Source organism: Bradyrhizobium barranii subsp. apii (genome assembly GCF_011516635.5).
GTDB lineage: Bacteria > Pseudomonadota > Alphaproteobacteria > Rhizobiales > Xanthobacteraceae > Bradyrhizobium > Bradyrhizobium barranii.
Map to the genome: position 1 here is coordinate 3782159 of NZ_CP096255.1, position 11914 is coordinate 3794072.

10 protein-coding genes are annotated in these 11914 nt (G+C 64.7%); 8 read left to right on the forward strand and 2 right to left on the reverse strand.

All coding sequences use genetic code 11. The features are described 5' to 3' along the window. Window positions 1-112 precede the first annotated feature (112 nt). From HAP41_RS17930 to HAP41_RS17945, 4 genes are all read left to right on the forward strand, one after another. Complete coding sequence (locus HAP41_RS17930) at window positions 113-1495, forward strand: ethanolamine ammonia-lyase subunit EutB (RefSeq protein ID WP_166098825.1); 1383 nt, start codon at window positions 113-115, stop codon at window positions 1493-1495. A gap of 152 nt (window positions 1496-1647) precedes the next feature. Beyond that, the gene (locus tag HAP41_RS17935; protein WP_166098823.1) at window positions 1648-3234 is read left to right on the forward strand and encodes a B12-binding domain-containing radical SAM protein; all 1587 of its coding nucleotides are present in this window, start codon (window positions 1648-1650) and stop codon (window positions 3232-3234) included. Window positions 3235-3240: 6 nt separating this feature from the next. Next, window positions 3241-4023 carry an ethanolamine ammonia-lyase subunit EutC gene (eutC, locus tag HAP41_RS17940; protein ID WP_166098818.1) on the forward strand — a complete coding sequence of 261 codons (783 nt, stop codon included), beginning with the start codon at window positions 3241-3243 and terminating at the stop codon, window positions 4021-4023. A 207-nt stretch (window positions 4024-4230) separates the two neighbouring features. Further along, window positions 4231-6597 (forward strand): efflux RND transporter permease subunit, encoded by a 2367-nt coding sequence (locus HAP41_RS17945; RefSeq protein WP_166098812.1) that lies wholly within the window; start codon window positions 4231-4233, stop codon window positions 6595-6597. Between the two features lie 28 nt (window positions 6598-6625). Here HAP41_RS17945 and HAP41_RS17950 read toward each other — a convergent pair whose 3' ends face one another. Both HAP41_RS17950 and HAP41_RS17955 read right to left on the reverse strand, forming a co-directional pair. Next, the gene (locus HAP41_RS17950; protein WP_166098806.1) at window positions 6626-7459 is read right to left on the reverse strand and encodes a hypothetical protein; all 834 of its coding nucleotides are present in this window, start codon (window positions 7457-7459) and stop codon (window positions 6626-6628) included. Between the two features lie 75 nt (window positions 7460-7534). Continuing rightward, entirely contained in the window at window positions 7535-8032 is a 498-nt protein-coding gene (locus HAP41_RS17955) for a hypothetical protein (RefSeq protein ID WP_028146949.1), read from the reverse strand. Window positions 8033-8484: 452 nt separating this feature from the next. Here HAP41_RS17955 and HAP41_RS17960 point away from each other — a divergent pair, with 452 nt between their 5' ends. The 4 genes from HAP41_RS17960 to hpnE all read left to right on the forward strand — a co-directional run bounded on the left by HAP41_RS17960 (window position 8485) and on the right by hpnE (window position 11880). Continuing rightward, on the forward strand, window positions 8485-8718 hold the full coding sequence (locus HAP41_RS17960; protein WP_028143219.1) for a hypothetical protein: 234 nt from the start codon (window positions 8485-8487) through the stop codon (window positions 8716-8718). A gap of 192 nt (window positions 8719-8910) precedes the next feature. Further along, window positions 8911-9795, forward strand: coding sequence for a squalene synthase HpnC (gene hpnC, locus HAP41_RS17965; RefSeq protein ID WP_166098796.1), 885 nt, complete (start codon window positions 8911-8913; stop codon window positions 9793-9795). After that, window positions 9785-10624: a presqualene diphosphate synthase HpnD gene (gene hpnD, locus HAP41_RS17970; RefSeq protein WP_071915699.1), complete on the forward strand. Its 840-nt coding sequence runs from the start codon at window positions 9785-9787 to the stop codon at window positions 10622-10624. The genes hpnC and hpnD overlap by 11 nt, the downstream gene beginning before the upstream one ends. Next, window positions 10624-11880 (forward strand): hydroxysqualene dehydroxylase HpnE, encoded by a 1257-nt coding sequence (gene hpnE / locus HAP41_RS17975; protein WP_166098791.1) that lies wholly within the window; start codon window positions 10624-10626, stop codon window positions 11878-11880. Before hpnD ends, hpnE begins: the two co-directional genes overlap by 1 nt. The last annotated feature ends 34 nt before the right edge of the window (window positions 11881-11914 follow it).

The following is an 11914-nucleotide window of genomic DNA, read 5'->3' on the forward strand; positions in this document are numbered from 1 at the left end:
GGCCCCTTCGTCCTTAGTCAAAAGAAAGGTAAGATATTTCAGTGTCTTGATCTGGATATAGTTTGGGATCGCGCTGATGTCGGCCACTGGCCGATGAACCCCGGAGGGGCCTTTGGTCTACCGCCACACCATCGACGCCACGACCTACACATTTCCGGACCTGCGCGACCTGCTCGCCAAGGCGACGCCGCCGCGCTCCGGCGACCGGCTGGCCGGAATTGCCGCGGCAAGCGCCGAGCAGATGATCGCCGCGCGGATGGCGCTCGCCGACGTCCCGCTCGGGCAGTTCTTGCAGGAAGCTGTGATCCCGTACGAAGCCGACGAGGTCACCCGCCTCGTCATCGACAGCCACGATGCCGGCGCATTCGCGCCGGTGGCTTCGCTGACGGTCGGCGCCTTTCGCGACTGGCTGCTGTCGGACGCGGCGACATCCGAGGTTTTGCGCAGGCTGGCAAGCGGCATCACCCCGGAGATGGCGGCCGCGGTTTCAAAGCTGATGCGCAACCAGGACCTGATCCTGGCGGCGCGGAAATGCGAGGTCACCACCGCCTTTCGCAACACCATCGGCCTGAAGGGGCGGATGAGCACGCGGCTCCAGCCCAACCATCCCTTCGACGACGCCAGGGGCATCACCGCCTCGATCCTCGACGGCATCCTGTTAGGGGCCGGCGATGCCTGCATCGGCATCAATCCAGCGAGCGACGATCCGGCCGTGATCGGCCAATTGCTGCGGCTGCTCGACGAGATCATCGCGCGGCTGAAGATCCCGACGCAAGCTTGCGTGCTGACCCATGTCACGACGACGCTGTCGCTGATCGGGCAGGGCGTGCCGGTCGACCTCGTCTTCCAGTCGGTCGCCGGCACCGAGGCCGCCAATCGCAGCTTTGGCGTCGACCTCGCGCTCCTGAAGGAGGCGCAGCAGGCCGGCCTGTCGCAGAAGCGCGGCACGGTCGGTGAGAACGTGATGTATTTCGAGACCGGCCAGGGCTCGGCGCTGTCGGCGGGCGCCCATCACGGCGTCGACCAGCAGACCTGCGAGGCGCGGGCCTATGCGGTCGCCCGCGCCTTTGCGCCGTTGCTGGTCAACAGCGTGGTCGGCTTCATCGGCCCGGAATATCTCTACGACGGCAAGGAAATCATCCGCGCCGGGCTGGAGGACCATTTTTGCGGCAAGCTGCTCGGCCTGCCGCTCGGGATCGACATCTGCTACACCAACCATGCCGAGGCGGACCAGGACGACATGGACAATCTGCTGACGCTGCTGGCGGCCGCCGGCGTCACCTTCATCATGGGTGTCCCCGGGGCCGACGACGTCATGCTGAACTACCAATCGACGTCTTTTCACGACGCGCTCTATGTCCGCGACGTCTTCGGCCTACGCCGTGCGCCGGAATTCGACGACTGGCTGGTGCAGTCGGGGATCGCGGGCGCCGATTTCCGTCTTGCCGGCGACGCAGGCCTGCTGCCCGATTTTGCCTCACGGCTGATCGCGTGACGCGGCGGGAGCGCCCGGCGGCTTGAGGAAACCATTGGTCCCTCTCGGAATTATGGTCCTGCCACAATATTGAGAAATTCCGGCGACAGCATTACGCTATGTGTCTGGCTGGCAATTTCCGCAGCTATGTCGACCGTGGCGGGGGAGCTTTGATGCGAGCTGAAAGTAACGGTACGGCCCGGCGGATTCTGTGCGTGTTTCCCCGGTACACGTCGTCGTTCGGGACGTTCGAGCATTCCTATCCATTGACCGACGGCGTCTGCGCCTTCATGCCCCCGCAGGGGCTCTTGCTGCTCGCGGCCTATCTGCCCGAGGAGTGGGAGGTCAAATTCGTCGACGAGAATCTCCGTCGCGCGACCAACGAAGAGTTCGCGTGGGCGGAGGCGGTCTTCGTCAGTGGCATGCACATCCAGCGCCAGCAGATGAACGACATCTGCCGCCGCGCCCATGAGTTCGATCTGCCGGTCGCGCTCGGCGGTCCCTCCGTCAGCGCCTGCCCGGACTATTATCCGTCCTTCGACTATCTCCATGTCGGCGAACTCGGCGACGCCACCAATCGGCTGATCGAGATTTTGGCGCGCGACACGTCGCGTCCCGGGGAGCAGGTGGTGCTCACCACCAAGGACCGCGTGCCGATGACGGAGTTTCCGATCCCGGCCTACGAACTCGCCGACGTGAAGAAATACTTCCTCGGCAGCATCCAGTATTCCAGCGGCTGCCCCTATCAGTGCGAGTTCTGCGACATCCCCGGCCTCTACGGCCGCAATCCGCGCCTCAAATCGCCCGAGCAGATCATCGCCGAGCTCGACCGCCTGCGCGAATGCGGGATGACCGACACGGTCTATTTCGTCGACGACAATTTCATCGGCAACCGCAAGGCGGCAATGGACCTGCTGCCGCATCTGATCGAATGGCAGAAGCGGACCGGCTATGTGGTGCGGCTCGCCTGCGAGGCGACGCTCAACATCGCCAAGCGGCCCGAGATCCTCGAGAAGATGCGCGAGGCCTATTTCATCACCATCTTCTGCGGCATCGAGACGCCCGATCCCGACGCGCTGAAGGCGATGCACAAGGACCACAACATGATGGTCCCGATCCTCGAGGGCGTGCAAACGATCAACTCCTACGGCATGGAGGTCGTGTCCGGCATCATCATGGGGCTCGACACCGACAAGCCGAACACTTCGGAGGCGCTGCTGGCCTTCGTCGAGGAGTCCCGGATTCCGCTGCTCACCATCAACCTGCTCCAGGCGCTGCCGAAGACGCCGCTGTGGGACCGTCTGGAGCGCGAGGGACGCCTGATCGAGGATGACGGCCGCGATTCCAACGTCGACTTCCTGTTGCCCTATGACGAGGTCGTCGCATCTTGGAAGCACGCCATGGGCGTCGCCTACGAGCCCGAGAAGGTCTACGCGCGCTTCCAGTATCAATGCGACAACGTCTATGTGCACCGCCTGAAGATACCGACGCCGGACGAGATGAAGACCTGGCCCAACATCCGGCGCGGTCTCGTGATGCTGCGCAACATCTTCTGGAAGGTCGGTGTGCTCGGCGACTACAGGCGCGTGTTCTGGAAGTTTGCGCTCGGGCGCATCAAGTGCGGCGACCTCGAAGGGCTGATCGGCTGCACCTTGATCGCGCACCATCTGATTACGTTTGCGCGCGCGGCGTCCAGCGGCAGGCAAAACGCCTCGAACTATTCGATCCGCCTGCGCGAGGCCTCCGTTCCCGCCGAATGACGCGACATGTCTGATCCGGCCGTCCCGCGCCGCCCGACCCTCGATCTGCGGTCGCTGACGCCCGCGCGCGTCGCGCTCGGGCGCAGCGGTGCGAGCGTGCCGACGAGGGCCTTGCTGGATTTCACGCTGGACCATGCCCGCGCCCGCGATGCCGTGCATGCAGTGTTCGACGCGCCGCGTCTGGTCGCAGATCTCCGCGCGCTTGGCCTTATCGTCACCGAGGCGCGGAGCCAAGCGGTCGACCGCAGGGATTATTTGCGGCGGCCGGATCTGGGACGACAGCTCGATGCCGGCTCGGTCGAATTGTTGGCACGACATGCCTCGGAGCCGTGCCAGCTCGCGGTCGTGATCGGCGACGGCCTGTCGGCCGCGGCGGTCCACGCCCATGCGGTGGCGCTGGTGTCTCACCTGCTGCCGCTGCTTGCGGAAGGGAACGACGTCGCGATTGGACATGTCGTTGTCGCCTCAGGCGCGCGCGTCGCGCTCGGCGATGAGATCGGCGCCATTCTCGGTGCGCGCATGGTGGTGACGCTGATCGGCGAGCGGCCGGGCCTGTCCGCGCCCGACAGCCTCGGCGCCTATCTGACCTTCGCACCGAAGCCGGGCCGCACCGATGCCGAGCGCAATTGCGTCTCGAACGTCCACAAGGCCGGGTTGAGCCATGACGAGGCCGCCTTCAAAATCGCCTGGCTTGTTCGCGAGGGGCTGGCGCGGGAGGCCACCGGCGTGGCGCTGAAAGATGAGAGCGGCGATCCTCCCGCTCGAATCGGGACGATCCGGCCGGAATGACCGGTATCAAGGGTCGAAATCGCCGCATGTTGATCCAATTTGTGCGCTTGCGCGCGCTTGCGAGAGGGCGTTTGGACCTGCTAAACCCCTCGCGGCGATTTTCCGCGCATTTTCAAAGGGCAAGCCTCCCATCTGTATGGCATTTTCAAGCCGTTCGCGGGACGCAATAAGCTCACAGACCCGAGCCGATTAGGAACTGGACAAGGCATGCTCGAAAAGCACCGCGAGAATGAGGTTCATGTCGACAAGGTCGAGCAGGGACCGACGTCCTCGATCGCCTTCGGGCTCGAGCGCATCGGGCTGATCGCCGTCCGGGCGCCGATCGTCTCCTGCATCGTTCTGCTCGCCCTGATCGTCGGTGCCGTGTTCGGCATTCACCGGATCAAGATCGACGATTCGCTGTCGCAGCTGTTCCGGTCCAACACGCCGGAATTCCGCCAGTATGAAGCGGTGACAAAGAAGTTCCCGGCTGAGGAATTCGACGTCCTCGTCGTGGTCGAGGGCAAGACCCTCCTGGCACGGAATAACCTCGAGAAGCTGCGCGACTTCGTCACCGACATGCAGCTGGTCGAAGGCACGCGTGGCCTGGTCTCGCTGTTCTCGGCGCGCCAGGCGCCGGCGCCGGGCAGGCTGCCGGCGGCGCTGTTCCCGCCCGAACTGCCCGAGGGCGCGGCCTATGACAAGTTCATCGAGACCGTCAAGAACAACGAGATCATCCGCGGCAAGCTGTTGTCGGACGACGGCACGCTGGCGCTGATCGTGCTGTCGCTCGATCCGGAGGTGGTCGCCTCCAGCAAGCTGACCAAGACCGTCGGCGACATCCGGGCGCTGATGAAGGAAGACCTCGGCAATACCGGCCTCAACGTGCAGCTCTCCGGCGTGCCGGTGATGCAGCTCGAGATCCGCAACGCGGTCGAGCGTGACGGGCTGACCTACAACATCCTCGGCATCCTCGCCGGCTGCGTTATCGCCATCATCTTCTTCCGCAAGATCTCGTTCATGGTCGCGGCGGCGTTCCCGCCGATGATTGCGATCCTGCTGGCGCTCGGTGCGCTCGGCTGGGCCAATTTCAATCTCAACATGTTCCTAAACGTGATGACGCCGCTCATCATGGTGATCAGCTTCTCGGACTCGATGCAGTTGACGTTCGCTGCGCGCGACCGGCTGATCGCAGGCCAGGACAAGTTCACCGCGTTCAAGAACGCCGTGCTGGTGGTGGGCCCGGCCTGCGTGCTGACGCACGGCACCGCCGGCATTTCCTTCATCGCACTCCAGTTCTCCGACTCCGACCTGATCCGCAAGTTCGGCGAGGCGGGCTTGGCCGCCACCATAATCGCGCTGGTCGCGGTGCTGTCGCTGGTGCCGGTGTTCGGCGTGCTGTTGGTGCGCAACGAGAAAGTCTTTGCTTCCAAGTTCCAGAGCGCGGATGCCGGCGTCCAGGCGCTGCGCAATTTCTGCTACTGGATCGCGGTCCGCATGGTGGGTCGTCCCGGCCTGTTCAGCCTGATTGCAGTGTTGTTCGTCGCGGGCCTCGGCGTCATCTACGCCAATCTGGAGCCGCGCTACCGGCTCGCCGATCAGGTGCCGGACAAGCGCCAGGCCGTCGCCGCCAGCGACCGGCTCGATGCCAAGCTCACCGGTGCCAATCCGGTCAACGTGCTGGTCCAGTTCCCCAAGGGTGAGACGCTCTACTCGCCGGAGACGCTCCAGACCATCGCGGACGTGCATGCGACCGTCGAGAAAGCCGCCGGTGTCGGCAACGTCTGGTCGCTCGAGACCCTGCGCCGCTGGCTCGCGGACAAGGCCGGCAGCGCCGACGTCGCGACGCTGAAGGAATATGTCAACGTCATCCCCGAGCATCTGGTCCGACGCTTCATCGACGCCGAGCAGGATGCCGTCGTAATCGCAGGCCGCGTGCCGGACAAGGATTCCAGTCAGCTGCTACCGATCGTCGATAAGCTCGATTCCGAACTTGACGCCGTCCGCAAGAAGCATCCCGGCTACGAGATCGCGGTAACGGGTCTTGCCGCGATTGCCGCGCGCAACTCGGCCGGCATGATCGAGAAGCTCAACCGCGGGCTCACTGTCGAATTCGCGCTCGTCGCGATCTTCATCGGCCTTGCCTTCCGCTCCTGGGTCGTGATGTTCGCCTGTATCCTGCCGGGCATCTTCCCGGTGGTGATGTCGGGAACGGTGCTGTGGGCGATGGGCGAGGGGCTGCAATTCGCCAGTGTCGTGGCGCTGACCGTTTCGTTCGGCCTGGGCTTGAGCGCGACCATCCACTTCCTCAATCGCCTCAGGCTGGAGAGCAAGCCGGGCGTCGGTTCGGCGCTCGCGGTGGAGCGCGCGACGGTGCTGGTCGGCCCGGCGTTGATCCTGACCACGCTGGTGCTGGCCTGCGGTCTCGTCGTCACCGTGTTCTCCGATCTGCCGTCGCTGCGGCTGTTCGGCTGGCTCAGCGCCTTCTCAATGGTGATGGCGCTCGTCGCCGACCTCTTCATCCTGCGGCCGACGGCGATGTGGCTGATCAACCTGCACGCCAAGCTTCAGGGCCCCGACAAGCCGGCGATCTGAGCGGGCGGCGGCATACGCCGCCCCTTGCTCACGCCTCGGCGCGGACGATCCCGTACGGATTGAACTTGAAATCGTCCTCGGCGTAGTCCTGCTCCCGCGAGAGCGTAAGCTTGCGGTCGCGTAGCGTCGCTTCGATGCCACGCTCGGCCATGGCGTTGGCGATCTCCTCCATCAGCATCACCGCAGACCATTCGTTGCCGCGCGATTTCGCGACATAGATCTCCGGCAAGCCGACGAGGTGATAGCCGACGGTCTCGTAATAGCGATCGCCGCCGAGCGGACGCTTGGCGAAAGCAAGACGACACGCCTTGGCGACGGCGAGGGTCATGCCAAGGCCCTGACTGGTCTTTGCGCCCTTGCGTGCCTGATCGCCGAGACTGCGCCACCGCTCGAGGCCGTGGGCAACGCCGGCGCTTTCGCCCTTCGCGGCGGTGGCACCGGCTTCGATCATCTCCTCGACGATGCGCAAGGCCGCGGCCGAAAAGGCGACTGCCTTCTGCTGCTCCAGCGGCGGGCTCAGCAAATAGAGCACCGCTTTGTGGCTGGCCACGGCCGCTTCGTCCGCGGCAGACCAGGCTTTCGGGAAGACGCGGTCCCAGCATACGCCGAACGACCGCTCCATGTGCGGATCGGGCTTGGCTTGCGAATAGGTGCGGTCGATCTCGAAGTTGAAATCCGCGATCGTCTTGGCCACCGCCTTCGGCGGGTGCAGCAGGCTCTCGTCCTTGCCGAGGAAGCAGAGCACGTGATGTGGTTTCACCGACGAAGGCTGCATGCTCGTACCCTGCTGGTCATTGGCGAAGGCGCGACTGGCGACGAAGAGCCCGGCGGCCTTGAGCAGATGTCTGCGAATTGGGTCCATGTCCGCAACAATGTCAGCAAAAAGCCCCCGGCTCGCGAGAACCGGGGGCGTGTTCCTTATCCGCTGGGAAGGGCTTCAGCCCTTCGTCATCGTGATATTGACGCCGCGGATCTCGCCCTTCGAACTGATCTGCACCGTCTGCTTGGTGCCGTTGGTGCGCAGCGACAGGTTGGCGGCGAAGCCGTTGGCCTCGACGAACACCTCGATCTGGCCGCCGCCGGCGGTGCCCTGGAGATTGCCGAAGATGTTGCGGTTGGTCTCGCTCCAGTTGCCGGAGATTCGCTCGCCCTGGCTCGTCACGTCGCTGGTGAGGTCGAACTTGTAGCTGTCGGACGCGCAGTGAAGGGCCTGCTTGAGGCTGAGACCGGTGCCGGCGACCTTGTAGTCGGCCTTGCAGCGGATGCGCTCGGTGCTGCCATCGGACAGCGACACCGTGCCGGTGCCGCTCCACGCACCGTCGAAACCTGCAAACGGTCCGGACGACTGAGCATGGCTTGCCGAGACTGAGAAGAGCAGCGCAGCCCCGATGCCGGCCGCCTTGATTGCCTGTCCAGATCGCCCAAAGAATTGCATTTTGAATATCCCGTTTTCGAGCGACGTTCGCTTAGGATGAACGTCTCGCCACATCGAAAGTTTAGTGTTCCGAGCCTGTGTCTGGTTCAAAGCCTGACAGCCAGGGACGGCGGTTCACGACGCCGTCGCGCCAGGTCAGGCTGCGTGATTCTCTCTGTTTCGGTGTGTTTCTGGCGGCAAAAACAGGGCGGAGAGATGCAGCTCTGCAACAGGTACGCATCAAAACGCGGTGTGCCAAAATTATGACGTAGTATCAAACTCTTACATCTGCCAATGAAGAGTGAGGGAAGACCTGATTTGGTGGCTGTGGCGCCAATTTGGCCGCATTTGCCAGTGCTTGTGCCTTCTCCGAGGCCGCACGTTCCGCGGCGACTTGCCATCAGAACAATCCGTTCCGGTCGTTCGCCCTGTCCGGGATCGGTGCGGTTCTGCCGTCAGAATGAAGGAATACAATGCGTAAGCTTCTCGTCGCTCTCACCCTGCTGTCGGCATCCCTTTCGACGGCGGCATTCGCCCAGGCAGGACGCGGCACGGACGCCGAACAGAAGGCCTGCACGCGCGATGTGCAGAAGTTCTGCCGCCCAGTCATCGACCAGGGCGATTTCACCATCCTGGCCTGCCTCAAGGAGAACCGGGCCAAGATCTCGCAGGCCTGCGACCAGGTCCTGAAGACCCACAACCAGTAAGCTCGGCCACTGGCCCACCAAGGGCGGCCCCGGGGCCGCCTTTTCGGGCCGGATCCGGAAGGGCAGCCATCGAGAGACAGGATTGGTTTTGCGGCCGTATTCCCCTATATGGGGGCCGCGGCGGCATCGTCGGCATGAGCCCGCGCGAGCGAAAAAGCCCTTCCTGTCCAAACGATTGTAAACCAGCCCTCGATGACCTCTGCGAGCGAATTGCGATCCGGCAAGGGTGACCGCGACGAGAATTTTCCCGTCGCGTCCTGGATCATTCAGCCGCGCCATCGTGCGCTGATCCTGGCGTACTACAATTTCGTCCGCACCGCCGACGACATCGCGGATCACGCGACGCTGCCGCCCGACCAGAAACTCGCTTATCTCGACCTGCTCGAGGCGGAACTGCTCGGCGAGGGCGAGACCCAGGCCGAAGCTGTCATTCTGCGGCGGGCGTTGGCCGAGCGAGGCATGGCGCCGCGCCACGCGCTCGACGTGCTCATCGCGTTCCGCATGGACGTCACCAAGCTGCGCTACGAGAACTGGGACGAGGTCATCCACTATTGCCGCTACTCGGCGATGCCGGTCGGCCGTTTCATGCTCGACGTCCACGGCGAGAGCACGTCGACCTGGGCGGCCTCGGACGCGCTCTGTGCGGCGCTCCAGATCAACAACCACCTCCAGGATTGCGGCAAGGATTTTCGCGAGCTCAATCGCGTCTATCTGCCGCGCGACGCGCTGGCCGCGAGTGGCGCCTCGGTCGAGCAGTTGGGGCTGACGCAGTCGCCGCCGGCGATGCTGGCCTGCCTTCAGGCGCTCGCCGTGCGCAACGCAGCCCTGCTCGACGAGGGCAGGTCGCTGAGCGCGGAGATCCGCGATTTCCGCCTCGGCGTCGACGTCGCGGTGATCCAGGCCTATGCCGATCGCATCGTGCGCCTGTTGAAGGTGCGCGATCCCCTGCGCGAGCGCGTGCATCTGAACAAGTTCGAGCTTCTCACTTTCAGCCTCGCCGGCATGATCGGCGAAGTCGGCCGCCGCGCGATCGGGCGCAAGGCCATTTCCAGACCGGGGACTGCACATGACGCTTGAGGCGACCTCGCCCAGCGCCAATTACGGCTCGACCGCATCGAACAGCTCCTTCTACGCTGCGATGCGCATCCTGCCGCATGACCAGCGCGAAGCGATGTTCCAGATCTACAGCTTCTGCCGCCAGGTCGACGACATCGCCGATTCCGACGGCCCGCGCGACGAGCGGCTCGCCGCGCTTCAGGAGTGGCGCAACGACATCGACGCGCTCTATCAGGGCCATCCGCCGCCGCGGCTGAAGGACTACGTCGCCTCGGTGAAGACCTTCGGCCTCAAGCGCGAGGATTTCCTTGCGATCGTCGACGGCATGGAGATGGATGTGCCGCAGGACATCCGCGCGCCCGACATGACGACGCTAGATCTCTACTGCGATCGCGTCGCCAGCGCCGTGGGGCGGCTGTCGGTACGAGTGTTCGGCCTGCCCGAGGAAGACGGCATCCAGCTCGCCTACCATCTCGGCCGCGCGCTCCAGCTCACCAACATCCTGCGCGACATCGACGAGGACGCTGGCCTCGGCCGGCTCTATCTGCCGCGCGAGGCGCTGCTGCATGCCGGCATCACCTCCAACGACCCGAACCGCGTGATCACCGAGCGCGCGCTGCCGAAGGTCTGCCAGCCGCTGACGCAGCGTGCGAAGGCGCATTTCGAGAAGTCGGACGAGATCATGAACCGTAACAAGCGCCGCGCCGTGCGCGCGCCGCGGATCATGTCGAAATACTACCATTCCATCCTGGACCTCCTGATCGCGCGCGGCTTCAACGCGCCGCGCGAGCCGGTGCGTGTGTCGAAGGTCGCACGCATCCTGATCCTGCTCCGTTACGCTTTCATCTGATGCAAAAGACAGCTCACATCATCGGTGCTGGAATTTCCGGCCTCTCCGCCGCCGTGCGGCTCGCCAATGCCGGCTTCAAGGTCGCCGTGCACGAGGCGACGCACCAGGCCGGCGGCCGCTGCCGTTCCTATTTCGACGCCGCCACCAATCTCACCATCGACAACGGCAATCATCTGCTGCTGTCGGGCAACAGCCATGCGCGCGCCTATGCCCGCTCGATCGGCACCGAGGCGGGCCTCGTCGGCCCCGAGCGCGCGCAGTTTCCGTTCGTCGACATCAAGACCGGGCAGCGCTGGCAGATCGATCTCGGCGATGGCCGGCTGCCGACCTGGGTGCTCGACGAGAGCCGCCGCGTTCCCGACACCGGGCTCAGCGATTATCTCAAGCTGGCGCCGCTGATCTGGGCGTCGGAGGAGACGCTGGTCGGCAAGTCCATTCCCTGCGAAGGCATCCTGTATCAGCGGCTGGTGCAGCCGCTGCTGCTTGCGGCACTCAACGTCGATCCGCCCGAGGGCTCGGCCGGGCTTGCCGGCGCGATCGTGCGCGAGACGCTGCTTGCCGGCGGACAGGCGTGCCGGCCGCTGATCGCGCGCGACGGCTTGAGCGCCGTGCTGATCGAGCCTGCCGTGAAGTTCTTGCAGGAGCGCGGCCACATCGTTCAGCTCGGCCATGAGCTGCGTTCGTTTACGACCGGTGACGGCAAGGCCAGCGCGCTGAATTTCGGCGGCGAGGATGTGATCCAGCTCGGTGAGGGCGATGTCGTCGTGATGGCAGTGCCGCCGCGCGCCGCCGCGAGCCTGCTGCCCGGGCTGAAGACGCCGACCGAATTCCGCGCCATCGTGAACGCGCATTTCCGCTTTGAACCGCCGCCCGGTTCGGCGCCGATCCTCGGCGTGATCGGCGGCGTCGTGGAATGGCTGTTCGCGTTCCCGAACCGGCTGTCCGTGACCATCAGCAATGGCGACCGCCTGGTCGACATGCCGCGCGAGGAACTCGCGCAGGCGATCTGGAACGACGTCTGCAAGGCGGGCGGGGTGTCCGGCGAGCTGCCCCCCTGGCAGATCGTGCGCGAGCGCCGTGCCACATTTGCGGCGACGCCGGCCCAGAATGCCCTGCGTCCGGGGCCGGCCACTGCGCTGAAAAACCTGTTTCTTGCCGGCGACTGGACTGCTACGGGATTGCCTGCAACCATCGAGGGATCGGTGCGGTCCGGTGATCGCGCCGCCGATCTGGTTTTGGCCGCAAAGCGGCCCTGACGGGCAAAGTCCCGGTCAATTTCAATCGACTATC